This is a genomic window from Pseudaquabacterium inlustre (assembly GCF_038066595.1).
GTDB lineage: Bacteria > Pseudomonadota > Gammaproteobacteria > Burkholderiales > Burkholderiaceae_C > Pseudaquabacterium > Pseudaquabacterium inlustre.
Genome location: NZ_JBBUTH010000004.1, coordinates 472,176 through 496,692, shown reverse-complemented (window position 1 = coordinate 496,692; position 24,517 = coordinate 472,176). Strand labels below are relative to the sequence as shown.

The following is a 24,517-nucleotide window of genomic DNA, read 5'->3' as shown; positions in this document are numbered from 1 at the left end:
GGGGTCTCCTGGGGGATGGGTGCGTCCGGCGCCCCGGCGGCGGATGAGCCTGCCGGCAGCCATCGAACAACGATCGTTTTATCGAACGATTCGTGCACTATACTGAACGAAACGTTCACCCGCAAGCACCATGGCCAAGTCCCCACGCAACCCGCCCTCCGGCGCCGCGGCGCCCGCGACATCGCCCATGGCGCCCAGCCCGGCCGCGTCCACCGAGCCGCCGCGCGTCGGCGCTGCGCTGGCCGCGCTGCGCGAGCAGCAGGCGCTGTCGCTGGACGAGCTGTCGCGCCGCGCAGGGGTGTCGAAATCGATGCTGTCGCAGATCGAGCGTGCGCAGGCCAATCCCACGGTGGCCGTGGTGTGGCGCCTGGCCAATGCCCTGGGCGTGCCGCTGGCCGAGTTGCTGGAGGCCGCGCCGCGCCCGGCTCCGCCAGCGATCAGCACCGTGGCCGCGCATGACACGCCCACGCTGCGCGGCCGCGATCCCGGCTGCGAGCTGCGCATCCTGGGGCCACTGACACTGGCCGGCCGCTTCGAGTGGTACGAGTTGACGCTGCAGCCCGGCGCTACGTTGATCAGCCAGGCGCACGAACCCGGCACGCAGGAGCACCTGAGCGTGCTGAGCGGCCGCATCGCCGTGCAGGCCGGCGACGCGGATGCCACGCTGGCCGAGGGCGAGACCGCGCGCTACGCCGCCGATGGCCCGCACGCGCTGCGCAACGCCGGTCCCGGCGCCGCGCGAGCCGTTCTGGTGGTGATCCACGGCGAATGAGCGAATTGGGGCACCCGGCCCCGCGGGTACGCGGGCCCACCCGCCTGGCGGGGTGAGTGTGGACACGAAGCATCCAGTGGAGGCTTCGTGCCAGCGAACAACGGCTCCGGAGCGGCCGCGCGCTCGGTCGGCGAGTAGCCGCACGCCACGGCGCGGTCAACCCCCTGCGGCACAATCGCACCGCAACATGAGCGCCGCCCGATGAGCCTGGTCTTTCCCCACACCTTCGTGCCGTGGTTCCGCGCGGTCGCGCCCTACATGCACGCCTACCGCGGCAAGACCTTCGTGGTCGCCGCCACGGGCGAGATGATCGCCGCCGGCAAGCTGGAATCGCTGGCCCAGGATCTGTCCATCATGCACTCGATGGGCATCAAGCTGGTGCTGGTGCACGGCTTCCGGCCGCAGGTCAATGAGCAGCTGGCGCTCAAGGGCCATGCCGCGCGCTTCTCGCACGGCAAGCGCATCACCGACGCGTTGACGCTCGACTGCGCGCAGGAGGCCGCCGGCCAGCTGCGCTTCGAGATCGAGGCCGCGTTCTCGCAGGGTTTGCCGAACACGCCGATGGCCAATGCCACGGTGCGCGTGGTCTCGGGCAACTTCCTCACCGCGCGGCCGGTGGGCATCGTCGACGGCATCGACTTCATGCATTCGGGCCTGGTGCGCCGTGTGGATGCCGCCGCCATCCGCCGCGCCATCGACATCGGCGCCATCGTGCTGCTCAGCCCCTTCGGCTTCTCGCCCACCGGCGAGGCCTTCAACCTCACGATGGAAGAGGTGGCCACCGCCACCGCCGTGGCGCTGCAGGCCGACAAGCTGCTGTTCCTGACCGAACTGCCCGGCGTGCGCGAGGACCTGAACGACCCCGAGAGCGCCATCGACACCGAGATGGCGCTGGCCGATGCCAAGCGCCTGCTGGGCACGCTGCCGCCGCCGCAGCAGCCCACCGACCTGGCCTTCTACCTGCAGCACTGCGTGGCGGCCTGCGAGGGTGGCGTCGAGCGCTCGCACATCCTGCCCTTCGCGGTGGATGGCGCCATCCTGCAGGAGGTGTTCACGCACGATGGCATCGGCACGATGGTGGTCGACGAAAAACTCGAAAGCCTGCGCGAGGCCACATCGGACGATGTGGGCGGCATCCTGCAGGTGATCGAGCCCTTCGAGCGCGACGGCACGCTGGTGCGCCGCGAGCGCACCGAGATCGAACGCGACCTGGCCAATTACACGGTGATCGAGCACGACGGCGTGATATTCGGTTGCGCGGCGCTGTATCCCTATCCCGAATCCCGCACGGCCGAAATGGCGGCATTGACGGTATCTCCAGCCGTGCAGGGCCAGGGCGATGGCGAGCGCCTGCTCAAGCGCATCGAGCAACGCGCCCGCGGCATGGGTTTGGACAGCATCTTCGTGCTGACCACGCGCACCATGCACTGGTTCATCAAGCGCGGTTTCGTGCAGGTCGATCCGGAATGGCTGCCCGAGGCGCGTAAACGCAAGTACAACTGGGACCGGCGCTCGCAGGTGCTGGTCAAGAAACTGGCCGGTCCGGCCACCCGATAACCCTTTGAGGAGAACCCCCGATGGCACGCACCGTGCAATGCATCTACCTGAAGAAGGAAGGCGACGGCCTGGACTTCGCGCCCTACCCCGGCGAACTGGGCAAGCGCATCTATGACAACGTCAGCAAGGAAGCCTGGGCACAGTGGCTGCGCCACCAGACGATGCTGGTGAATGAAAACCGCCTGAATCTGGCCGACCAGCGCGCCCGCCAGTATCTGGCGCGCCAGATGGAACAGTTTTTCTTCGGCGGCGGCGTCGACCAACCCACCGGGTATGTCCCGCCCGCGGCCTGAAGCGTTTCAAAACTTAATCGATTTCCCGTTGAATCCGGGCGCCTGAATCTGCAAGAATATGCTGCCTACTGCATGACAGCGGTCATGCGGCGGCATCGATACCCACCCGGATACATCGGAGATAAGAATGTCGTCCTTGCAAGAACTGCTCGCCCAACGCGCTGAAATCGAAAAGAAGATCGCCGACGCCCAGCGCGAAGAACGCTCGACGGCCATCGCCAAGGTGCGGGCGCTGATGGCCGAGCATGGATTGACCGCGGCCGACATCGCCGGCAAGGCGCCCACCGTGCGCGCCGCAGCCACGCCGGGCCCCAAGGCCGGCGGCAAGGTCGCCCCGAAGTTCCGCAACGCCGCCACCGGCGAGACCTGGTCGGGCCGCGGCCTGCAGCCCAAGTGGCTGAAGGCGGCGCTGTCGTCGGGCGCCAAGATCGAAGACTTCGCGATCTGATCCCCAGGCGCCACTGGCGCCTGGTCCCGCATCGGGGCGGCCCTGGCGCCGCCTGCCACCGCGCCGTCCGTCCTGCGGCGCGGCGGATTCACCGAACTCCCCCGACGAGCCCTCTTTGACCGCGGACGCGCCCGACGCCCCTTCCACGCCAGCGCGCCTGACCGGCGGGGCCCTGCGCAGCCTGCTGGTGCTGCTGGCCATGCTGCTGGCGGGCCGCTTCGGTCTGGAGCTGGCCGGCCCGTCGGCCTTCATCAGTGCGTTTTGGCCGAGCGCGGGTCTGGCGCTGGCGGTGCTGGTGCGCCTGGGCCAGGCGCAGCTTCCGGCCCTGGTGCTGGGCGCTGCCATGGTCAACGTCTGGGCCGGTGCGCCGTGGTGGCTGGCCCTGCTGATGGCCATGGGCAACACCGGCGGCCCCTGGCTGGCAGCCCGCTGGCTACAGCGCAACGGCTTCAATCCGCGCCTGGAACAGCGCCGTGACCTGGCCCTGCTGGTGCTGGCCGGCGTGTTCGGCAGCGCCGTGGTGTCGTCGGCCAACGGCACGGCCTGGCTGGCCGCGACCGGGCGCCTGCCGATGCTCGAACTGCCGCGCGCGGCCCTCACCTGGTGGGCGGGCGATGCGCTGGGCCTGCTGGTCGCCGGTGTCCCGCTGCTCACCGCGTCGCGGCGCAGCTTCGCGGTGCCGCTGGCGCCCGGCCGTCGGGCCGGCACCCTGACGCTGGTGCTGGCCAGCTTGGGGCTGGGCGCAGCGGCCCTGTTCATGCCCCACCGCCTGGCCCCGGTGGGCAGCGTGCTGCTGCTGGCGCCCCCGGTGCTGCTGTGCTGGCTGGCCATGCGCAACGGCCTGGGGCCGGCCTCGGCGGCGCTGCTGCTGCTGGCGCTGGGCTTCCTCGGCGGCACCGGCGCCGGGCTCGGTCCGTTCGCGCTGCTGCCACCGGTCCAGGCCCAACTGGTGATCTGGGTGGTGCTGGCCGCCATGGCCGCGCTGGTGCTGCTGCCGCACGTGCAGCTGGGCGAACTGGCGCGGCTGGAGGAGCGCTGGCAGCTGGCGCTCGATGGCTCCGACCTCGGCGTCGCCGACTGGAACCTGCGCACCGGCGCCAGCTTCAGCTCGCCGCGCTGGCGCGCGCTGATGGCCGACCCCGACGGTGGCCAGACCGCCACGCTGGAACGCTGGCTCAGCCAGGTGCATGCCGAGGACCGCGATGCCCTCAAGAGCGCGCTGGCCGCCGTCGACACCCCGGCCGGCGCCGGCCTGCGGCGCGAGGCCCGCGTGCGGGTGCGCGACGGCTGGTGCTGGTTCGACGTGCATGTGATCGTCGCCGAGCGCGATGCCGCCGGCGAGCCGCTGCGCGTGATCGCCTCGCTGGCCGACATCGGCGCCCGGCGCAGCGCCGAGGAGCGCGAGCACCTGTCGTCCAACGTGTTCATGCACCTGCACGAGGGCCTGGTGGTGTGCGACGCCGACCTGCGCGTGCTGGACGCCAACCCCACTTACCACCGCATCACCGGCATCCCGCGCGAGGAGCTGATCGGCACCGTGCCCAGCCTGCTGCGCCCCGGCGCCGCCGATGTACTGAACCGCCCGCAGCAGGCCAGCCTGTGGTCGGCGCTGCGCAGCCACGGCCACTGGGTGGGCGAGGTGGTCGAGCGCCGCCGCAACGGCGAGCCCTGTGCGCTGCACGTCACGGTGAGCTCGGTGCACGCGCCCGACGGCGCGCTGCGCTACCACGTGATGGTGGTCACCGACGTCACCGAGCAGCGCCTGCAGCGCGAGCGCCTGGAACGCCAAGCCCACTTCGACGAACTCACCCGCCTGCCCAACCGGGCACGGCTCACCCAGCTGCTGGGCGAGGCCATGGCCGCCACCGAGCGCGACGGCTACCTGCTGGTGGTGTGCTACCTCGACGTCGACCACTTCAAGGCCATCAACGAGCGCCACGGCCACGAGGCTGGCGACCTGCTGCTGGCCGAGCTGGCCAAGCGCATGCGCAGTGCGCTGCGCGCGCGCGGCACCACCTGGTCGGACACCGCGGCGCGCCTGGGCGGCGACGAGTTCGTGCTGCTGCTGCGTGCCAGCACGGTGGACGAGGCCCGCGCCGCGGTCGAGCGTGTGCTGCGCCTGGTGGCCCAGCCCATGGTGCTGGCCTCGGGGGCGCTGCCCGAGGCCGTGACCGCCAGTGTCGGCGCCACCATCTACCCGCTGGACGCCAGTGACGCCGACACCCTGCTGCGCCACGCCGACCACGCCATGTACGGTGTCAAGCAGTCGGGCCGCAACGGCTACCTGTTCTTCGACCCCGAGCACAGCCGCCGCGCCGAGGAGCGCGCCACCGCCATCGGCCGCGTGCAGGAAGCACTCGACCGCGGCGAACTGGTGCTGTACTACCAGCCCAAGGTCGATCTGCGCCGCGGCGTGGTACTGGGCGCCGAGGCCCTGCTGCGCTGGAACCACCCCGAGCGCGGCGTGGTGCCGCCGGCGCAGTTCCTGCCCCTGATCGAACGCACCGGCCTGTCGGCGCGGGTGGGCGACTGGGTGCTGGCCCAGGCACTCGACCAGGTCGAGGTCTGGCAGCGCCAGGGGCTGGATCTGTCGGTCAGCGTCAACATCTCGGCGCGTCACCTGCAGGAGCCCGACTTCGCGCAGCGCCTGTCCGAGCTGCTGGCCCGCCACGAGCGCCCGCTGGGCCCGAAGCTCGAACTGGAGGTGCTCGAGTCCGAGGCGCTGGGCGACATCAACCTCACCTCCTCGCTGCTCGCGCGCTGCGCCACGCTGGGCGTGCGCTGGGCGCTGGACGACTTCGGCACCGCCTACTCCACCTTCACCAACCTGAAGCGCCTGCCGGTGCAGGTGCTGAAGATCGACCGCTCGTTCGTGCAGCACATGCTGGCCGATGCGCAGGACCGCGCCATCGTCGAGGGCGTCATCGCGCTGGCCCGCGCCTTCGAATGCGTGGTGGTTGCCGAGGGCGTCGAGACCCCGGCCCAGGCGCGCATGCTGCTGGACATGGGTTGCGACGTGGGCCAGGGTGCCGGCATCGCCTACCCGATGCCCGCCGCCGAAGTGGCCCCCTGGGTGCGCGAGTGGCGCGGGCTGTTCGCGCTGAGCGCCACGCCGACGCCGCCGGCGCCTTCCCCCACCGCCGCGTCGCCCGCCCTGCCCGGTACCGGCACCGACGCCACCGACCCCGGCCCCCCCTCCAGCGCCGGCGCCGAGTGAGCGGCAGCGCCGGCCGTGGCGCCCCGCTTCGCTAGACTCGGCGGGTGCTCCCCCAAGGCTTCATCCAGGAATTGCTGTCCCGCGTCGACATCGTCGAGGTGGTGGGCCGCCATGTCGAGCTCAAGAAGGCCGGCATCAACCACAAGGGCCTGTGCCCTTTCCACGGCGAGAAGACGCCCAGCTTCATCGTCAGCCCCTCGCGCCAGACCTACCACTGCTTCGGCTGCGGCGCGCACGGTGATGCGATCCGCTTCCTCACCGAGCAGTCGGGCCTGGGTTTCATGGACGCGGTGCGCGAGCTCGCCCAGCAGGCCGGCCTGACCGTGCCCGATGACCGCAGCACGCCCCAGGAGCGCGAGCGCGAACAGGCCGAGCGGGCGCAGAAGGCCTCGCTGAGCGACGTGCTGGCCAAGGCCGGCGCGCACTACCGCACCGCGCTGAAGAACACGCCACGCGCGGTCGACTACCTCAAGCGCCGCGGCCTCACCGGCCAGATCGCCGCGCATTTCGGCCTGGGCTACGCGCCCGAGGGCTGGCGCACGCTGGCCAGCGTGTTCCCGCGCTACGACGATCCGCTGCTGGCCGAATCGGGCCTGGTCATCGTCAGCGGCGACGAAGGCCCGGACCAGAAGCGCTACGACCGATTCCGCGACCGCATCATGTTCCCGATCCGCTCGGTCAAGGGCGAGGTCATCGGCTTCGGCGGCCGCGTGCTCGACCAGGGCGAACCCAAGTACCTGAACTCGCCCGAGACGCCGGTGTTCCACAAGGGTCGCGAGCTCTACGGCCTGTTCGAGGCGCGCCAGGCGCTGCGCAGCAAGGGCTATGCGCTGGTGGTCGAGGGCTACATGGACGTGGTGGCGCTGGCCCAGTGGGGCTATGCCAATGCCGTGGCCACCCTCGGCACGGCCTGCACCGCCGAGCATGTGGCCAAGCTGTTCCGCTTCACCGAGGCGGTGGTGTTCAGTTTCGACGGCGATGCCGCCGGCCGCCGCGCCGCCGCCCGCGCGCTGGAAGCCGCCCTGCCCCACGCCACCGACACGCGCTCGATCCGCTTCCTGTTCCTGCCGGCCGAGCACGACCCCGATTCCTACATCCGCGAACTCGGCCCCGAGGCCTTCGAGCAGGCGCTGGCCGGCGCCGTGCCGCTGTCCGAGCAGTTGCTCACCCATGTGGCTGCCGACTGCGATCTCGACACCGCCGAGGGCCGGGCGCGCATGCTCAGCCAGGCCCGGCCGCTGATGGAGGCCTTGCCCGAAGGCCTGCTGCGCGCCCAGCTGCTGCAGTCGCTGGCGCAGCGCGGCGGCATGCCGGTGGAGATGCTGCTGGCCCACTGGCAGGGCGGCAGCCGGCCGGCGCCCGTGGGACGCCAGGCGCATGCGCAGCGGGCCGGTGCGGACCACGAGCCGCCTCCGGGCGACTACGATGGCCGCGACTTCGATGGCAACCCGGGCCACGGCGGCGATGCAGGCGACGGCGCCCCGCGCCGCGGCTGGCGTGGGCAGCGCGGCGGCTTCGAGCGCGGTGGCTTCGAGCGCGGAGGTCGCCAGGGCCAGGGCGGCCGCGGCACCTGGGGCGATCGCCCGGCCTACCGCCCACGCGCCGGGCGGGCGACACCGCAGGCCGCCACCCGGCTCGACCGCGCGGCCTGGCTGCTGGCGCGCTACAGCGAGCAGTGGTTCGCCCTCAGCGACGCCCAGCATGCTGCGTTGTGCGAACAGCCCTCGCCCTACGGCCCGTTCTTCACCGCGGTGGAGCGGGTGCTGCACGACCATGGCCCGGTGACGCTGGAGGCCCTGCTGGCCGACCTGCGCCAGGACGACGACGACGAGCCGCTGCTGGCGCCGCTGCTCGAGCGCATCGCCCGCGCACACACGCTGGACGACGCACCGCCGGCCGCCGACCTGCTGTCGGTGTTGCGTCTGATCGAGGCCGCCGAGCTGGACGAACGCGCGCAGTTGCTGATCCAGCTGGGCCAGCTCAGCCCCGAGCAGATGGCCGAACTGCGCGCGCTGCGCGAGCGCGTGCGTGAGCTGAAGGCCCCGCCGCCCGAGGCCTGAGCCCCGCCCTGCGCGCACCGCCAGCCCTTGCATTCCCGAGCGGCGGCCTGGGCAATCGGCCGGGGGCGCTGGTATAATGCTCGATTGGTTGCATCGGCAAGAGTGACGGCAGCACCTCCGGTATCCGGCCACCCGCGACACGGGCGCGCATCGCGCATCAGGCCAACCTCCACCGCCAGGGCTGCAATGCAACAACGTCCACGCGAGCTTGCCCAACCGAGCCCTGATTCCCTGCACCGATGCTTCGGCCCGGCGTGCGCGGGCGTCGCGGCGTGTCCGGCCCTGAGGCCCGGCATGCGCCCGGCGCCGGCTGCGTCACGCAGCCGCACGGCATGGGCGCCGCCGTTGACGTCGACAGGAACACCAACCGGGCTCGGGGCCAACAGACAGACCATCGCTCAAGGAACTGCATGACCGCCAAGAAGACCGACGCCGCCAAGCCCGATCCCAAGGCCGCCGACGACGCCACGCCCGCGAAGCCGGCCAAGGCCGGCAAGGCCGCCGCCGCCGCACCCGCTGCCGAGGCACCCAAGGCTGCCAAGGCCGCCAAGCCGGCGGCCAAGTCGGCTGCGGCCAAGGCCGACAAGTCCGACGCCAAGGCCGAGAAGCCCGCCAAGCCGGCGGCCAAGGCCGCCAAGGGTGGCAAGGCCGCCAAGGCCGCCGAGCCCAAGAAGTCCGAGGACGAGGACCTGGACGACATCGAGGTCGAGGCCGAGTTCGAGGTTGAAGCCGAGGTCGAGGCCGAAGCCCCCGCCGCCGACGAAGGCGCCGCCGAGGCCAAGGCCAAGCCGCTGCGCATGAAGGTGTCGCGCGCCAAGGAGCGCGCGCTGATGCGCGAGTTCGGCCTGGACGAGACCACGCTGTCGGAAGAGGAAGTCGCCAAGCGCCGTCAGGAACTCAAGACCCTGATCAAGCTGGGCAAGACGCGCGGCTTCCTCACGCACCAGGAAATCAACGACCACCTGCCCGAAAAGCTGGTCGACAACGAAATCCTCGAGGCCATCGTCTCGATGCTCAACGACATGGGCATCGCGGTCTACGAGCAGGCGCCCGATGCCGCCACGCTGCTGATCGAAGGCGGCAGCACCAGCACCGCCACCGAGGAAGAAGCGGAAGAAGCCGCCGAGGCCGCGCTGTCCACCGTGGACAGCGAATTCGGCCGCACCACCGACCCGGTGCGCATGTACATGCGCGAGATGGGCTCGGTGGAACTGCTGACCCGCGAAGGCGAGATCGAGATCGCCAAGCGCATCGAAGGCGGCCTGCAGTCGATGATGCAGGCCATCAGCGCCTCGCCCAAGACGATTGCCGAGATCCTGGGCTACGCCGACAAGATCGCCGCCGGTGGCATGCAGATCTCGGAAGTGGTGGACGGCTTCGTCGCCGAAGACGAGGCCGACGACTACGTGGCCGAGGAAGACTTCGACGAGTTCGACGAGGAAGACGACGACGACGGCGCCGGCGGCTCCAAGGCCCTGACCAAAAAGCTGGAAGAGCTGAAGAACCAGGCGCTGGAACGCTTCGGTCTGGTGCGCCAGCACTTCGAGAAGATGCGTCAGGCCTACGAGAAGGACGGCTACGGCTCGCCCACCTACGTGAAGTGCCAGGAGCTGCTGACCGCCGACCTGATGACCATCCGCTTCACGGTCAAGACCATCGAGCGGCTGTGCGACGTGCTGCGCTCGCAGGTGGACGACGTGCGCCGCTTCGAGCGCGAGATCCGCAAGATCGTGGTCGACCGCTGCGGCATGCCGCAAGAGCAGTTCATCAAGACCTTCCCGCCCAACATCCTGAACCTGAAGTGGGCCGAGAAGGAAGCCGCCGCCGGCAAGCCCTTCAGCGCCATCCTGGGCCGCAACCTGCCGGCCATCCAGGAACTGCAGCAGAAGCTGATCGACCTGCAGCAGCAGGCCGTGGTGCCGCTGGATGACCTGAAGGAAATCAACCGCGAGATGAACGCGGGCGAGAAGGCCAGCCGCGACGCCAAGAAGGAGATGATCGAGGCCAACCTGCGCCTGGTGATCTCGATTGCCAAGAAGTACACCAACCGCGGCCTGCAGTTCCTCGACCTCATCCAGGAAGGCAACATCGGCCTGATGAAGGCGGTGGACAAGTTCGAATACCGCCGCGGCTACAAGTTCTCGACCTACGCCACGTGGTGGATCCGCCAGGCCATCACGCGCTCGATCGCCGACCAGGCCCGCACCATCCGCATCCCGGTTCACATGATCGAGACGATCAACAAGATGAACCGCATCTCGCGCCAGCACCTGCAGGAGTTCGGCTTCGAGCCCGACGCCCCGACGCTGGCCGAGAAGATGGAGATGCCCGAGGACAAGATCCGCAAGATCATGAAGATCGCCAAAGAGCCGATCTCCATGGAAACGCCGATCGGTGACGACGACGACAGCCACCTGGGCGACTTCATCGAGGACACGAACAACGTGGCCCCGGTGGAAGCCGCGATGCAGGCCGGCCTGCGCGACGTGGTCAAGGAGATCCTGGACAGCCTGACGCCGCGCGAGGCCAAGGTGCTGCGCATGCGCTTCGGCATCGAGATGTCCACCGACCACACGCTGGAAGAAGTGGGCAAGCAGTTCGACGTGACGCGCGAGCGCATCCGCCAGATCGAGGCCAAGGCCATCCGCAAGCTCAAGCACCCGAGCCGCAGCGACAAGCTGCGCACCTACCTGGACAACCTGTAAGCCCGTCCGGCCGTGCATGCGAAGGCGCCCTGCGGGGCGCCTTTTTTCATGGGAGACGGCCCGGCCGAAGCGTGCAGAGTTCACAGCTAAACTGCGGCGCATGACGCGCATCGCCGAGCGCACCGTCCTCTTCGCCGACCTGCGTGGCAGCACCGCGCTCTACGAGACCTTGGGCAATGCCGAGGCCACCTCCGTGGTCACGCACACCGTGGCCACGCTGGCGCGTTCCGTGCCGGCGGCGGGGGGCCTGGTCATCAAGACCCTGGGCGACGGGCTGATGGCGGTCTTTGACGCGCCGTCGTCGGGCCTGAATGCCGCGCTGCTGATGCACGACGGCCTGGAGCACCTGGTCAGCCGCGGCCGCGAGCGCGGCGCCTCGGCCGGCCTGCGCGGCCTGCGCCTGCAGGTGGCGCTGGCGCGCGGCGAGATCGTCGAGATGGGCGGCGACTGCTTTGGCGACGCGGTCAACGTGGCGGCACGCCTGCTCGACCATGCCAGCGACAACGAGACGCTGATCACCGCCGAGGTGCTGGCCGGCCTGGCGCCCGACCAGAAGAAACGCTTCCGTTCGCTGGACTGGATGCACCTGCGTGGCCGCGCCGAGCCGGTGCAGGTGCATGTCTCGGGTGGCCGCCGCGGCCTGGACATGCCGGTCACCCAGTTCGGGCCGGTGCCCAGCACCACCGAGCCCGAGGCCGTGCGCCTGAGCTGGGGCGCGGCCGAAGAGATCTTCGATGGCGGCAGCATGCCCATCGTGCTGGGCCGCAGCCCGCAGGCGCAGTTCCGCGTCGACGACTCGCGTGTCTCGCGCTCGCACGCCCGCATCGACTGGCATGGCGGCGCCTTCCAGGTCACCGACCTCAGCTACAACGGCACCTATGTGCGCTTTGCCAGCAGCGACGACGTGGTGAGCCTGCGCCGCGGCCGCTGCATGCTGCACGGCAGCGGCACCATCGGCCTGGGCGGCTCGCCCACCGACCCCGGCGCGCCGGTGGTGCGCTTCGAGGTGCTGTCGTTCTACGACACCGTGCCGCAACCAGGCTGACCCACCATGTGCGGTGACTTCCACCCGCCGCCGCTGCGGGTGCTGTACGTCGAGGACGACCGCCTGTGCGCGCTGCTGTTCAGCGAGATGCTGCGCGACGAGAACGGGGTCGCGCTGCGCGTGGCCGAGGACGGCGCCGAGGCCCTGGCCATCGCCACCGAGTGGCGGCCGCAGGTGCTGGTGATCGACGCCTGGCTGCCCGATCAGACCGGCCATGCCCTGCTGCCGCGCCTGCGCGCCCTGCCCGGCCTGGAGTCGGCGCACGCCATCATGTGCTCGGCCGACAGCGACGTGGACGACCGCGCCCGCGCCATGGCTGCCGGCTTCGCCGCGTTCTGGCCCAAGCCCGTGGAGGCCGGCGCGGTGCGCGCGGCCATGCGCGCACTGGCCGCTGCGCGCGCCGCGGGCTGAGCCGCGCACGGCCCGGCACCGGGCGCTGCGGCCATCGCCCCTGCCCGCGGCAGCGGGCCGCACATGCCGGACAATGCCGCGCGATGAGCTTCGCCGCCGAACCCGCCTACCGCCACGGCCAGCCCGAGCGCACCGCCGTGCTGCTGGTCAACCTGGGCACGCCCGACGCGCCCACGCCCGCCGCGTTGCGCCGCTACCTCGCCGAGTTCCTGTGGGATCCGCGCGTGGTGGAGATTCCGCGGCCGCTGTGGTGGCTGATCCTGCACGGCGTCATCCTGCGCACGCGGCCGGCCCAATCGGCTGCCAAGTACGCGTCGATCTGGGGCGCCGACGGCTCGCCGCTGCTGCGCGGCACCCAGCGCCAGGTGCAGGCGCTGCAGGCCGAGCTGGCCCGACGCGGCCACGACGATGTGCAGGTGCGCTGCGCCATGCGCTACGGCCAGCCGGCCGTGGGCCAGGTGCTGGACGAGCTCAAGGCCGAGGGCGCCACGCGCATCCTGGTGCTGCCGATGTACCCGCAGTACGCCGCGGCCACCACCGCCAGCGTGATCGATGCGGTCAACGCCTGGAGCCAGCGCGTGCGCCGCCTGCCCGAGCTGCGCTTCGTCAACCGCTACCACGACCACCCCGGCTACATCGCCGCGCTGGCCGCCAGCGTGCGCGAGCACTGGGCCGCGCATGGCCGCGGCCAGAAGCTGGTGATGAGCTTTCACGGCGTGCCCAAGCGCAGCCTGCTGCTGGGCGACCCCTACCACTGCGAATGCCATGTCACGGCCCGCCTGCTGGCCCAGGCGCTGGGCCTGGGCGCGGACGACTATGTGCTCACCTTCCAGAGCCGGCTGGGCCGCGCCGAATGGCTGCAGCCCTACACCGAACCCACGGTCAAGCGCCTGGCGGCCGAGGGCGTGCGCCACATCGACGCCATCTGCCCCGGCTTTGCCTGCGACAACCTGGAAACGCTGGAAGAGATCGCCCAGGAAGCGCGCGACGCGTTCCTTCAGGCGGGCGGGCAGCGCTTCGGCTTCGTGCCCTGCCTGAACGAACGCGCCGACCACGTGGCGGCCCTGGCCGACCTGGCCGAGCAGCACCTGCAGGGCTGGCCCACGCGCGCCGGCCAGCGCCGCAGCGAGGCCGACCGCGCCGCCCAGGCCGCGCGCGCCCGGACCCTGGGCGCGACGGCCTGAGCCCGACCCTCAGCCGCGGCGGCGGGCGCGCCAGCCCAGCACCGCCAGGCCCGCCAGCAGCAGTGCCACGCTGCGCGGCTCGGGCACCGGCGCGGACGTGAAGTTGCCGGCGCCGGTGGCGGCGTCGAAACTGAAGTGGCTGATCGTGTAGGCCGCCGCGCTGGCCTCGAAGCGCACCTGGCCGAAGGCCGCGGGCGCCAGCTCACCGGGCGTGCCGCCGGCATCGGTCAGCTCGAAAAAGGTGCTGGTCTGGAAGCGACCGCTGTCGAGAAACGCCTTCGGGTCGGTGGCGCCCAGGAAGCGGAACTCGACGGTCAGGCCGCTCAGGTTCAGCGGCTGGCCGGCCTGGAACACCAGCTCGTCGGTCTTGAAGCCGCCCTGGCCGTCGGACTCGACCTCCAGGATCAGCCGGCTGCCGGCCTCGGCGATGAAGCCGCCGTTGATCGCCAGCCGGCCGGGCGAATTGCCGGGCGCGAAGATGCCGCGGTTGGTGACCACGCCGTTGATCGTGCCGGTGCCGCCGAGGAAGCCGTTGCTGCCGATGACGATCTGCCCGGCGTTGAGCGTGCTGTTGATCAGCACGAAGGTGCCGGTGCCACCATCGACATCGCCGGTGTCGGTCTTGCGGGCGCCCACGCCCACCCAGCCGGCGGTGACGGTCGAGCCCTCGGAGGCGATCACCGTGCCATCGCTGCCGCTCAGGCGGCCGATGTACAGGTTGCCGTCGCCCAGGTCCACGCTGCTGGCACCGCGCAGGCGCAGAAAGCCGCTGCCGTCGCGCCCGACGTTGCCGTTGGCCAGCCCGCTGCCGGCCGTGACGACGAGGCGCGAGCCACCGCTGAGCGTGAGGCTGCCCTCCCCGCCACCGGCATAGGGCGAGCCGCCGATCGTGAAGCCCGCGCCGGCGCTGCCGGCATTGCTCAGCGTCATCACCGTGCCGTTGGCCAGCGTGGCCACCCCCACGCCACCGCCATCGGCCACCACGAACGCCGCGCCCGACTGCGTGCCGGCCGCCTGCTGCCCGGTGAAGTTGAGCGTGGCCGCATCGGCGCTCAGAACACCCACCCCACCTCGCCGACCCAGCACCAGGTTCATGCTGTTCACGGCCGCACCACTGCGCAGCACCAGTTGGCCGCTGGCCTGCGGTCCGACGCCGACGGCGAAGAAGCTGTCGTTGCCCGACACGCGGATCTCGGAGCCCGCGCCGCTGACGGTGGCGACGCCCTTGCCGCCCACCGCCGTCTCGCTGAATCCGCCCACATAGAGCGCCGTGCTGCGCCGGTTGGCCACGGTGGACACGCCACCGCCGTCCAGCACCAGGCGGCCGCCGGCGCTGATGTCCAGGATGCCGGTGCCGTCGCGGCCGATGAACACGCTGGGGTTGCGTGATTCGCCTGCACCACCACCGGGCGTGCTGGAGGTGCTGCGCAGTTGCACCAGCGAGCCAGTTCCGCTGATGTTCAGCGTGCCGGACGAGGCCGCGCCACGCCCCAAAGTGAGCGCCGTGCCGCCATCGAGAAAGCGGTCGCCCTCCAGCAGCAGCTGGCCGCCGTTGCGAACGTTCAGCGTGCCGGTGCCGCCGCGGCCGATGTCGACCGACGCGGTGCCGGAGGTGCCGCTGGGCTGGTTGGCCACGGCACTGGCCCAGCTGTTCAGGCGCACGAAGGCGCTGGCACCATCGATGCTCATCTGCCCGGTGGCCGCGTCCCGACCGATCGACAGGTACCACAGGCCGTCGACCGAGCCACCGTCGCTCACCAGCAGCGAGGCGGTGCCCAGCGCACGGCCCACCTGCAGGATGCCAGCCTGGCTGGTGTAGCGCAGCTGCGAGCCGGTGCCGGTGATGCGCATGTCGGTGCGCCCGCCGCTGGTACCGGAACGGCTGCTGCCGGTCTGGGTGAGGTTGACGTAGTTGACCGTGTCGTTGCTGCCCTGGATCTCGACCACGCCGCCGTCGGTGATGTTGATCGTGGCCCAGGCATTCGAGTCGTTCGCGGTGCCGATGCCGGCACCGGTCAGGCCGGTCTCGCCGGTGGCATGGTTCAGCACCGTGGTGCCGCCGGTGACCACCCAGCGCGAGCCGGCCCCACGCACGTTCACCTCGGCAAAGTTGCGCTCGAAGCCGGTGGCGTGGGTGCTCCAGTGCACCGGGCCCAGGCTGGCGCGGTCAACGCTCAGCAGCGCCCCATCGGTGATGTTGACCGTGCCGCGCGTGGTGCCGCCCGGCACGCCGTAGTCGTAGCCATCCAGGGCCGTGATGCCCAGGCCGGGCTGGGCCACGTACAAGGTCTGGCCGATGTTGACGCGCGTGCCGGCACCGGACAGGTTGAGCACCGCGGTGTCACCCGCGGCCGAGCCGACGAAGCTGTCGCAGTAGTGGAAGGCGATCAGACAGGGTGCCTGGTTGCCGCGCGTGTCCAGCACCGCGCCGCCGCTCACGGTCAGCGTGGCGTTGCCCCAGTCGCCCACGTTCAGGCGCTGCACCTGCGAACCGGTGCCCGAACTGACCAGTTCCACCCGCGTGCCGGTGCCGGTGATCAGGCCGCTGACCTGCCCGGGGGTGCCACCGGACGCCAGCGCCAGCCGCGCCAGTTGCAGGAAGGAGCCGCCGTCGACCGTGATCGCGGCGTCACCGCTGCCCACCCAGCGCGCGCCGATCCAGGCCGTGGTGCCCGGCTCGGCGGTATCGCCCGGGCCAAGAAGCACCGGTGCCGGGGCGTAGGCCACCGGCCCGCTCACCGTCACCAGCGCCTGCGCCTGCAGCGCCATCGCACCCATCGCTGCGGCCACCGCCGTGCGCCGCCAAGCCCTTGCTGCCATCGCCATCCCCCTTGCCGATCTGCCAGGGGGCGAGGCTGACGCCATCAACGCATGCGGACATCCGCAAATTCCACGATGACCGGCGCCGTCACCGCGGGGTCCCCCTAGCTTCTGGCCCGCCGCCAGGCCATCACGCGTGGCAGCACCAGCACCGCGGCGATCACCGCCAGCAGCGCCACCGAGCCAGGCCGTTGCAGGAAGATGCCCCAGTGCCCTTCGCCGATGGCCACGGCATTGCGCATCTGGGCCTCGGCCAGCGGGCCCAGGATCATGCCCACCACCACCGGTGCGGTGGGGAAGTCGAAGCGCCGCATCACCAGGCCCAGCAGGCCGATGCCGTACAGCAGCACCAGGTCGAAGGCGCTCTGGCGCATGCCGTAGACGCCCACCGTGGCGAAGATCAGGATGCCGGCATAGAGATAGGCCTTGGGCAGCTTCAGCAGCTTGACCCACAGGCCCACCAGCGGCAGGTTCAGGATCAGCAGCATCACGTTGCCGATGTACAGGCTGGCGATCAGCGCCCACACCAGCGCGGCATTGCTGTCGAACAGCTGCGGGCCGGGGTTGATGCCGTAGTTCTGGAACGCGCCCAGCAGCACCGCCGTGGTGTTGGAGGTGGGAATGCCCAGCGTCAGCAGCGGGATCAGCGTGGCGGTGATGGCGGCGTTGTTGGCCGCCTCGGGGCCGGCCACGCCCTCGATCGCTCCACCCTTGCCGAATTCGGCCTGGTGCTTGGACAGCTTCTTCTCGGTGGCGTAGCTCAGGAAGGTGGGGATCTCGCTGCCGCCGGCCGGGATGGTGCCGAACGGAATGCCGATGGCCGTGCCACGCAGCCAGGCCGGCCAGGAACGGCGCCACTCGGCGGCCGTCATGTGCACCCGGCTCATCGCGTTTTGCGTCTCGACCACGCGGCCTTCGTACAGCACGGCGTGCAGCGCCTCGGCCACGGCGAACAGGCCCACGGCGATCAGCACCACCTCCAGGCCGTCCATCAGCTCGGGCACGCCCATGGTGTAGCGCGCCTGGCCCGAGATCTGGTCCAGGCCCACCAGGCCCATGGCCAGGCCCACGCCCAGCGCGGTGAGGCCGCGCAGCGTGCTCTGCCCCAGCACCGAGCTCACGGTGCAGAAGGCCAGCACCATCAGCAGGAAGTACTCGGGCGGGCCCAGCTTGACCGCATGCGTGGCCACCAGCGGCGCGAACAGCGTGACCACCACGGTGGCGATGGTGCCGGCCACGAAGCTGCCGATGGCCGCCGTGGCCAGGGCCGCGCCGGCACGGCCGTTGCGGGCCATCTTGTTGCCCTCCATCGCGGTGATCAGCGAGCCGGCCTCGCCGGGCGTGTTCATCAGGATGGAGGTGGTGGAGCCGCCGTACATCGCACCGTAGTAGATGCCGGCGAAGAAGATCATCGAGGCCGTGGGGTCGACCTTCAGCGTGATCGGCAGCAGCATGGCCACCGCGGTGGACGGGCCGATGCCCGGCAGCACGCCCACCGCCGTGCCGATGGTGCAGCCCAGCAGCGCCCACAGCAGGTTGACCGGCGTGCCGGCCGTGGCAAAGCCCTGCATCAGCAGGTTCCAGAGATCCATCTCCGCGACTCCGTCAGATCCAGCCGGTGCTGGTCAGGCCCGGCAGGCTGATCGCCAGGCCCTTTGAAAACATCCAGTACACCGGCGCGGCGATGGCCATGCCGATCAGGCCGTCGCGCAGCCAGGCAGCCACGCCGTGCGTGCCGCGGCCCTGCGAGCCCTTGAAGCCACGCACCGCGAACGCGAAGCACAGCGCGCAGCTGAGGATGAAGCCCAGGCGCGTGATCAGCGCCGCGTTCAGCAGGATGCCGGCACTGACCCAGGCGAAGCCGGGCCAGTAGGCGCCATCAACGGCATCAGCGGCATCGGCGGCATCAGTGGCGTCGGCCGCATCAGCGCCGCCGCCGGCCTCGCCGTCCTCGTCGACCGGCATGCCGCGAAAGCCGCCGCTCAGCGCCTCGCGCAGCAGCAGCAGGCCGCAGCCGCCCAGCAGCGCGCTGACCGCCCAGGCCAGGAAGGACGGGCCCACGCCGCCGTAGCCGGCGTCGCCGCCGATCTGCGACGCGCCGGCCGCCAGCAGGCCGGCCAGCGCGAGCACGCCCGCGCCCACCGCCAGCTGCTTGGGATGATGCGCGGCGGCGCCCATCAGATCATGCCGGCCTTGACCATCACCGCACGCAGCGCGGCGAACTGGTCGTCGACGAACTTGTCGAACTCGGGGCCGGACATCACGGCCGGCGTCCAGCCGTTGGTCTCGACGGCCTGCGCCCAGGCGGCGCTCTTGGTGGCCTTGAGCACCATGTCGGTCAGGGCCTTGCGCTGCTCGGGCGTGATGCCGGGGGCGGCATAGACACCGCGCCAGTTGCCGATCTCGACGTTGAAGCCCAGCTCCTTCAGCGTGGGTGCGTCCACGCCCTTCAGGCGCGTGGGCGAGGTCACGGCGATCGGGCGCATCTTGCCGCTCTTGATGTACTCACCGAACTCGGTGTAGCCGCTGCCGCCTACCGTGACGTTGCCGCCCAGCACAGCGGCCACGGCCTCGCCGCCCCCGCGGAAGGCCACGTAGTTGATCTTGCCGGCGTCCACGCCCACCTCGCGCGCCAGCATGGCCGCGGCGATGTGCTCGGTGGAGCCGCGCGAACCGCCACCCCACTTCACGCTGCCGGGGTCCTTCTTGAGCTGCTCGACGACTTCCTTCATCGACTTCAGCGGCGAGGCCGCCGGCACCACGAACACCTGGTACTCGCTGAGCAGGCGCGCCACCGGCGTGGCCTGCGACAGCGTCACCGGCGGCTTGCCGGCGATGATGCCGCCCACCATCACGGCGCCCATCACCATCAGCGCATTCGGGTCGCCCTTGCTGGCGTTGACGAACTGCGCCAGACCGATGGCGCCGGCCGCGCCGCCCTTGTTCTCGTAGTTCACGGTGGCGGCCGCGCCGGCCTCGATCAGGGCCTTGCCCAGCGCACGGCCGGTGCCGTCCCAGCCGCCGCCGGGGTTGGCCGGGATCATCATCTTCAGGTTGGCCCCGGCCGCGTCGGCGCGCTGCATCAGGCTGGCGCCCGCGCCCAGGGCGAGCAGGGTCTTGAGGAAGTCGTTGCGGCGCATGCCGTGTCTCCTGCATGTGAGCCGTGCGGCGGCGTCAAGGCCGCGCACACGGCATGAAAGGGAACGATCAGAACGTGTGGTAGATGCCCGCCTCGGTGCCACGCGAGCCCTGGCCGGCGCTGACGGTGTTGCCGCCCGGGATCACGTACTTGGCACCCGAGCTGTTGGCCACGCGCGAGATGGTCGCATACAGCGAGGTGCGCTTGGACAGGGCATGCACCGCGCCGAAGGCGATCTGGTTGCCGCTGTAGTCCACGCTGCCCACCGAGTTGGTGTAGTGGGCGCGGGTGACGCTGGCGCGCAGCGTGGTCAGGCCCAGGCTGTAGGTGCCGCCCAGCGACCAGCCGTCCTGCTTGCGCGTGGTCTGCTCGCTGCGGTGCAGCAGCACCATCACGCGGGCGTCGCCGAACTTGTAGCTGCCGCCCAGGTTGGTCACCTTGAAGTCGTCGCCGGCAGCGTTGTTCTCGGTGGTCGAGTAGGCCGCGGCCACGTCCAGGTCCTTGTTGGCATAGCCGATGCGCGCACCGGCGTACTTGCCCGGCGCGCCCTCGCCAAAGGCGTACATGGCCTGGCCGTACACGCCACCCAGCGTGTCGGGCAGGTGGTAGCCCACCGAGTTGCTGGCGCGCACCACGCTGGAGGCCGTGCTCGACAGGCCGTCGAAGCCGTACAGCAGGTTGCTGGCCGCGCCCACGCCGTTGGTGCCGAAGGCGTTGAAGCGGCTGATGCTCCAGAAGGTGGGCGTGTAGTCGCGGCCGATGCGCAGCTCGCCCATGCCCTTCTTGGCCAGGCCGACCGTGGAGCGGCGGCGGAAGTCCAGGCTGCTGCCGCCGGTGTCGGGGCTCAGCGCGCCTTCGAGGTGGAAGCTGGCGCTCATGCCGTCGCCCAGGTCCTCGGTGCCGCGGAAGCCCAGGCGGCTGGTCTGCAGGCCGTCGATGCTCATCAGGTTCAGGCGCTTGCTGCCGTTGGTGAGCTGCTGCACGCCGACGTCGAGCACGCCGAAGACGGTGACGTTGCTCTGCGCAAAGGCCGGTGCCGACAGGGCGACGAGGGCGGCTGCGGCCAGTGCGCGGCCGGCGTGGGCGAAGGGGATCGGGGTGCTCAAGGTCTTGTCTCCTGCGGATGTCATGACAACGGTGGCCCGGCCGCATGCCGAGCCCACCGACCGGCATGCTCGACAGCCAGGCTGTCAAACCGCTGTCCGCGAGATCCGGGTAAACCACGAGACCCCCACACCCAGGGCACCGGCAGCCCCGGCCGGCCACCGGCGCTGCTAAGGTGCGCGCCGTGAAAGTGCTGCTGATCGAAGACAACGAGGCCATGCAGGCCACGCTGCGCCGCAGTCTCGAACGCGCGGGCGGTGTGCAGGTGGTGTGCTGCGGCGATGGCGCGCGCGCGCTGGAGCGCTGGCGTGCCAGCTGCCCCGACGTGGTGCTGCTCGACCTGGGCCTGCCCGGCCGCGACGGCCTGCAGGTGCTGTCGGACGCCCGTGCCGAGGGCCTGCGCACGCCGGTGCTGATCCTCACCGCCCGCGGCACCGTGGGCGACCGCGTGCTGGGCCTGAACACCGGCGCCGACGACTACCTGCCCAAGCCCTTCGACCTGGACGAGCTGGAGGCGCGGCTGCGTGCGCTGGCGCGCCGCGGCACGGGCGGCGGCGAGGCGTCGGGCGGCTTTCTGGGCCTGCAGGTGGATGCCGACAGCGGCGCCATCTACCACCGCGGCGAGGCGCTGGAGCTGGCCCCGCGCGAGACCGCGCTGCTGCGCGCGCTGCTGGCGCGGCCGGGCCAGGCGGTGGCCAAGGAGCGGCTGCTGGCCCTGGTGTTCGCCGACGAGCCCGATGTGCAGCCCGACGCCATCGAGGTGGTGGCCTACCGCCTGCGCAAGAAGCTGTTGCGCACCGGGGCGCGCATCGTCACGCTGCGCGGCCTGGGCTACCTGCTGAAGGCCGATGACGGCACCTCGGCCGCCGGCTGACACCGTGGCGCCGCTGCGGGCCCGCGCCCGCCGCGCGCTGCAGCGCCTGTCGATGCGTGCGCGGCTGCTGCTGGGCATCGGGCTACCGGTGGGCCTGCTGCTGGCGCTGAACACCGCCTCGATCTACCGCCAGGCCCTGCACTCGGCCGACATCGCCTACGACCGCACGCTGCTGGCCTCGGCCAAGGCCATCGGCGAGCTGCTCACCGTCACCGGCCCCGATGGCGCGCCACGCCTGCTGGCCCAGGTGCCCTATGCCGCGCTGGAGGCCTTCGAGGCCGACAACCGCAGCCGCATGTACTACCGCGTCACCGGCTTCCAGGGCGAGCATGTCTCGGGCTTCGACGACCTGCCGGTGTGGCGCGGCCGCATCCCCGACCGCGGCATCTACGCCGCGCTGGTCGACTTCTACGACGACCACTACCGCGGCCAGCCGGTGCGCGTGGCCGTGCTGCTGCAGCCGGTGGCCAGCTCGGTGACGCAGGGCACGGCCACCATCCAGGTGGCCGAGACGCTGGAGCTGCGCCAGACCCTGGCGCGCCAGATGCTGCTGGACACGCTGTGGCGCCAGGCCCTGCTGATGGCGGTGATCGCCGCGGTGGTGGCGGCCGTGGTGCACTGGGTCACGCGGCCGGTGCGCCGGCTCAGCGCCGCGATCGTGGCACGCAGCGCCGGCGACCTGCGGCCGCTGGACGGCGCCGACGCGCCGCGCGAGCTGCGCCCGCTGGTGGAGGCCAGCAACGACGCGCTGCAGCGCCAGGCGCGGCTGCTGGCGCACCAGAAGCGCTTCGTGCGCGATGCCTCGCACCAGCTGCGCACGCCGCTGGCCGTACTGCGCGTGCAGGTGCAGTCGGCGCTGCGTGGCGACCTGCCGGCGCGCGAGGCCCTGGCCGAGATCGGCCACACCGTCGAGGGCGCCACGCGGCTGGCCAACCAGATGCTGGCGCTGGCCAAGGTGGAGCAGCTGCGCCAGCAGGGCGACGCACCGGTGCTCGACTGGGCCGGCGTGCTGCGCGAGGTGGCGCTGGACCTGGCGCCGCTGATAGCGGCACGCAACCTGGATTTCGAGCTCGACGTGGCGCCGCTGCCGGTGCGCGCGCACGACTGGTCGCTGCGCGAACTGGCGCGCAACCTGCTGCACAACGCCATCCGCGTGTCGCCCGAAGGCGCACCGCTGACCGTGCGGCTGACGCGCGAGCCGGCCCGCGCCGGCCCGGCCACGGGTATCGCCAGCGCCGCGGCTCCCACCACCGGCGACACCGCCGTGCTGGCCATCCTGGACCACGGCCCCGGCATCGCCGACGCGCTGCGCCCGCGTCTGACGCAGCCCTTCGCCCGTGGCGACGCCGACGTGGTGGCCGCCGACGGCGCCGGCCTGGGCCTGGCCATCTGCCGCGAGATCGTGGCCTCGCTGGGCGGCCAGTTGGCGCTGGACAACCGCGTGGTCGACGGCCGCATCTGCGGGCTGGCCGCCAGCGTGCGGCTGCCCATCGTCGACAATCCGGCACCATGAGCTCCCGCGACAAGACCCCGCATCCGGCCGACGGCCCGGGCGATGCCGAGGCCCTGCGCCTGGACAAGTGGCTGTGGGCGGCACGCTTCTACAAGACCCGCTCGCTGGCCGCCGACGAGATCGGCAAGGGCCGCATCGCCGTCAACGGCCAGCCGGCCAAGCCCTCGCGCACGCTGCGCCCGGGTGACCTGGTGGAACTGCGCCAGGGCCCCGTGCGCCGCACCGTGACGGTGAAGGCGCTCAGCCACATGCGCGGCCCGGCGCCAGTGGCGCAGGCGCTGTACGAGGAAACGCCGGAGAGCGTGGCCGCCCGCCTGCAGGCTGCCGAGGCGCGCCGCCTGGCCGCCGAGCCGGCGCTGGCCATCGCCGCCAGCCGCCAGGGCCGCCCCACCAAGCGCGACCGGCGCGACCTGGTGCGCGCCCAGGACGGCCTGTCCGACGACAATGCGGGCCCGGCCCCCGGCTGGCAGCGCTGGCGGGCCGAGATCGACGACGCCTGACGGCCACTGCCAGGCCCCGTCCGGCGCAGCCCCAGGCCCTGGCCGGGCATCGCCGGGACCGTCGATCGGCAGCGCGCCGGGAGTCCGGCACCGCCCCTACACCCATTTTGCTTCCCCCCTCTTGAAACGCGGGCAACGCCCCCCACATCGCCTGCAATCGTGTTCAACCCCTTCAAGAAAACCGCCAAGGCCACCGAGATGACCCCGGAGAACAACCCGTCTTCGTCCGCCCCGAACACCGACGAGGCCCTGGCCGCTGCCGCTGCGGCCGCCGCCCAGGCCGCCGAGGGCGCGCCCGAGATCAACCTGGACGCCGTGGCCGCCGCGGCCGCCGAACCCTCGCTGGAGCAGCGCCTGGCCGAACTGCAGGCCAAGCACACCGAGGTGTCCGACGCCTACCTGCGCGCCAAGGCCGAGACCGAGAACATCCGCCGCCGCACCGAGGAAGAGATCTCCAAGGTGCGCAAGTTCGCGGTCGAGTCCTTCGCCGAGAGCCTGTTGCCGGTGATGGACAGCATGCAGGCCGCCATTGCCATGCCCGATGCCAAGGTGGAGCAGGTGCTCGAAGGCGTGCACGCCACGCTGCGCCAGCTGACCCAGGCGCTGGAGCGCAACAAGGTGGTGCAGATCGCGCCGCCGGCCGGCACCAAGTTCGACCCGCACCAGCACCAGGCGATCAGCATGGTGCCGGCCGAGCAGGACCCCAACACCGTGGTGGCCGTGCTGCAGAAGGGCTACCTGATCGCCGACCGCGTGCTGCGGCCGGCCCTGGTGACCGTGGCCGCACCCAAGTGAACACCGGCGCGGGCGGGCACTGGCCTACCACAAGCTGGAGAGCGCTCCCCACAGCGCCAGCCACTTGAAAGCGCCGCGAA

General features: G+C 71.4%; 19 protein-coding genes. 14 read left to right on the top strand and 5 right to left on the bottom strand.

Features of this window, described 5'->3' with window-relative positions:
* The first annotated feature begins 130 nt into the window (after positions 1 to 130).
* From AACH10_RS10250 to hemH, 10 genes are all read left to right on the top strand, one after another.
* Complete coding sequence (locus AACH10_RS10250; RefSeq protein WP_423228590.1) at positions 131 to 772, top strand: helix-turn-helix domain-containing protein; 642 nt, start codon at positions 131 to 133, stop codon at positions 770 to 772.
* 201 nt (positions 773 to 973) lie between these two features.
* Positions 974 to 2,329 (top strand): amino-acid N-acetyltransferase, encoded by a 1,356-nt coding sequence (argA, locus tag AACH10_RS10245; RefSeq protein WP_341410289.1) that lies wholly within the window; start codon positions 974 to 976, stop codon positions 2,327 to 2,329.
* Positions 2,330 to 2,349: 20 nt separating this feature from the next.
* Positions 2,350 to 2,622, top strand: a complete 273-nt coding sequence (locus AACH10_RS10240; protein WP_341410288.1) for an oxidative damage protection protein — start codon at positions 2,350 to 2,352, stop codon at positions 2,620 to 2,622.
* 127 nt (positions 2,623 to 2,749) lie between these two features.
* Positions 2,750 to 3,070 (top strand): H-NS histone family protein, encoded by a 321-nt coding sequence (locus tag AACH10_RS10235; protein WP_341410287.1) that lies wholly within the window; start codon positions 2,750 to 2,752, stop codon positions 3,068 to 3,070.
* 115 nt (positions 3,071 to 3,185) lie between these two features.
* Positions 3,186 to 6,287: a bifunctional diguanylate cyclase/phosphodiesterase gene (locus tag AACH10_RS10230; RefSeq protein ID WP_341410286.1), complete on the top strand. Its 3,102-nt coding sequence runs from the start codon at positions 3,186 to 3,188 to the stop codon at positions 6,285 to 6,287.
* Between the two features lie 44 nt (positions 6,288 to 6,331).
* Positions 6,332 to 8,347 carry a DNA primase gene (gene dnaG / locus AACH10_RS10225; protein ID WP_341410285.1) on the top strand — a complete coding sequence of 672 codons (2,016 nt, stop codon included), beginning with the start codon at positions 6,332 to 6,334 and terminating at the stop codon, positions 8,345 to 8,347.
* 410 nt (positions 8,348 to 8,757) lie between these two features.
* The gene (rpoD, locus tag AACH10_RS10220) at positions 8,758 to 11,052 is read left to right on the top strand and encodes an RNA polymerase sigma factor RpoD (RefSeq protein ID WP_341410284.1); all 2,295 of its coding nucleotides are present in this window, start codon (positions 8,758 to 8,760) and stop codon (positions 11,050 to 11,052) included.
* A gap of 100 nt (positions 11,053 to 11,152) precedes the next feature.
* Positions 11,153 to 12,097, top strand: a complete 945-nt coding sequence (locus AACH10_RS10215; protein ID WP_341410283.1) for an FHA domain-containing protein — start codon at positions 11,153 to 11,155, stop codon at positions 12,095 to 12,097.
* A gap of 6 nt (positions 12,098 to 12,103) precedes the next feature.
* Entirely contained in the window at positions 12,104 to 12,508 is a 405-nt protein-coding gene (locus AACH10_RS10210; protein ID WP_341410280.1) for a response regulator, read from the top strand.
* 83 nt (positions 12,509 to 12,591) lie between these two features.
* Positions 12,592 to 13,692, top strand: a complete 1,101-nt coding sequence (hemH, locus tag AACH10_RS10205) for a ferrochelatase (protein WP_341410279.1) — start codon at positions 12,592 to 12,594, stop codon at positions 13,690 to 13,692.
* A 9-nt stretch (positions 13,693 to 13,701) separates the two neighbouring features.
* Here hemH and AACH10_RS10200 read toward each other — a convergent pair whose 3' ends face one another.
* From AACH10_RS10200 to AACH10_RS10180, 5 genes are all read right to left on the bottom strand, one after another.
* Positions 13,702 to 16,512 carry a beta strand repeat-containing protein gene (locus AACH10_RS10200; RefSeq protein WP_341410278.1) on the bottom strand — a complete coding sequence of 937 codons (2,811 nt, stop codon included), beginning with the start codon at positions 16,510 to 16,512 and terminating at the stop codon, positions 13,702 to 13,704.
* Between the two features lie 104 nt (positions 16,513 to 16,616).
* A complete protein-coding gene (locus tag AACH10_RS10195; RefSeq protein ID WP_341410277.1) occupies positions 16,617 to 18,104 on the bottom strand; it encodes a tripartite tricarboxylate transporter permease in 1,488 nt (495 codons plus the stop codon).
* 13 nt (positions 18,105 to 18,117) lie between these two features.
* Positions 18,118 to 18,690, bottom strand: coding sequence for a tripartite tricarboxylate transporter TctB family protein (locus AACH10_RS10190; RefSeq protein WP_341410276.1), 573 nt, complete (start codon positions 18,688 to 18,690; stop codon positions 18,118 to 18,120).
* Complete coding sequence (locus AACH10_RS10185) at positions 18,690 to 19,652, bottom strand: Bug family tripartite tricarboxylate transporter substrate binding protein (protein WP_341410275.1); 963 nt, start codon at positions 19,650 to 19,652, stop codon at positions 18,690 to 18,692. Before AACH10_RS10185 ends, AACH10_RS10190 begins: the two co-directional genes overlap by 1 nt.
* 67 nt (positions 19,653 to 19,719) lie before the next feature.
* Entirely contained in the window at positions 19,720 to 20,757 is a 1,038-nt protein-coding gene (locus AACH10_RS10180) for a porin (protein ID WP_341410274.1), read from the bottom strand.
* A 182-nt stretch (positions 20,758 to 20,939) separates the two neighbouring features.
* On the opposite strand from AACH10_RS10180, the gene AACH10_RS10175 reads away from it, so the two are divergent.
* The 4 genes from AACH10_RS10175 to grpE all read left to right on the top strand — a co-directional run bounded on the left by AACH10_RS10175 (position 20,940) and on the right by grpE (position 24,437).
* Positions 20,940 to 21,629: a response regulator transcription factor gene (locus tag AACH10_RS10175; RefSeq protein ID WP_341410273.1), complete on the top strand. Its 690-nt coding sequence runs from the start codon at positions 20,940 to 20,942 to the stop codon at positions 21,627 to 21,629.
* Between the two features lie 52 nt (positions 21,630 to 21,681).
* Positions 21,682 to 23,142 (top strand): sensor histidine kinase, encoded by a 1,461-nt coding sequence (locus AACH10_RS10170; RefSeq protein ID WP_341410453.1) that lies wholly within the window; start codon positions 21,682 to 21,684, stop codon positions 23,140 to 23,142.
* Positions 23,139 to 23,642, top strand: a complete 504-nt coding sequence (locus AACH10_RS10165; protein WP_341410272.1) for an RNA-binding S4 domain-containing protein — start codon at positions 23,139 to 23,141, stop codon at positions 23,640 to 23,642. The genes AACH10_RS10170 and AACH10_RS10165 overlap by 4 nt, the downstream gene beginning before the upstream one ends.
* Before the next feature lie 198 nt (positions 23,643 to 23,840).
* Positions 23,841 to 24,437 carry a nucleotide exchange factor GrpE gene (gene grpE, locus AACH10_RS10160; protein WP_341410452.1) on the top strand — a complete coding sequence of 199 codons (597 nt, stop codon included), beginning with the start codon at positions 23,841 to 23,843 and terminating at the stop codon, positions 24,435 to 24,437.
* Positions 24,438 to 24,517 lie beyond the last annotated feature (80 nt).

What these genes read in the sequence shown, in the direction of transcription:
- argA (WP_341410289.1), top strand. Translation starts at nt 974, where the DNA reads ATGAGCCTGGTCTTTCCCCACACCTTCGTGCCGTGGTTCCGCGCGGTC.
- AACH10_RS10200 (WP_341410278.1), bottom strand. Translation starts at nt 16,512, where the DNA reads ATGGCAGCAAGGGCTTGGCGGCGCACGGCGGTGGCCGCAGCGATGGGT.
- AACH10_RS10185 (WP_341410275.1), bottom strand. Translation starts at nt 19,652, where the DNA reads ATGCGCCGCAACGACTTCCTCAAGACCCTGCTCGCCCTGGGCGCGGGC.
- AACH10_RS10170 (WP_341410453.1), top strand. Translation starts at nt 21,682, where the DNA reads ATGCGTGCGCGGCTGCTGCTGGGCATCGGGCTACCGGTGGGCCTGCTG.
- AACH10_RS10240 (WP_341410288.1), top strand. Translation starts at nt 2,350, where the DNA reads ATGGCACGCACCGTGCAATGCATCTACCTGAAGAAGGAAGGCGACGGC.
- rpoD (WP_341410284.1), top strand. Translation starts at nt 8,758, where the DNA reads ATGACCGCCAAGAAGACCGACGCCGCCAAGCCCGATCCCAAGGCCGCC.
- AACH10_RS10165 (WP_341410272.1), top strand. Translation starts at nt 23,139, where the DNA reads ATGAGCTCCCGCGACAAGACCCCGCATCCGGCCGACGGCCCGGGCGAT.
- AACH10_RS10195 (WP_341410277.1), bottom strand. Translation starts at nt 18,104, where the DNA reads ATGGATCTCTGGAACCTGCTGATGCAGGGCTTTGCCACGGCCGGCACG.
- hemH (WP_341410279.1), top strand. Translation starts at nt 12,592, where the DNA reads ATGAGCTTCGCCGCCGAACCCGCCTACCGCCACGGCCAGCCCGAGCGC.
- AACH10_RS10235 (WP_341410287.1), top strand. Translation starts at nt 2,750, where the DNA reads ATGTCGTCCTTGCAAGAACTGCTCGCCCAACGCGCTGAAATCGAAAAG.
- AACH10_RS10250 (WP_423228590.1), top strand. Translation starts at nt 131, where the DNA reads ATGGCCAAGTCCCCACGCAACCCGCCCTCCGGCGCCGCGGCGCCCGCG.
- AACH10_RS10215 (WP_341410283.1), top strand. Translation starts at nt 11,153, where the DNA reads ATGACGCGCATCGCCGAGCGCACCGTCCTCTTCGCCGACCTGCGTGGC.
- AACH10_RS10190 (WP_341410276.1), bottom strand. Translation starts at nt 18,690, where the DNA reads ATGGGCGCCGCCGCGCATCATCCCAAGCAGCTGGCGGTGGGCGCGGGC.
- grpE (WP_341410452.1), top strand. Translation starts at nt 23,841, where the DNA reads ATGACCCCGGAGAACAACCCGTCTTCGTCCGCCCCGAACACCGACGAG.
- AACH10_RS10210 (WP_341410280.1), top strand. Translation starts at nt 12,104, where the DNA reads ATGTGCGGTGACTTCCACCCGCCGCCGCTGCGGGTGCTGTACGTCGAG.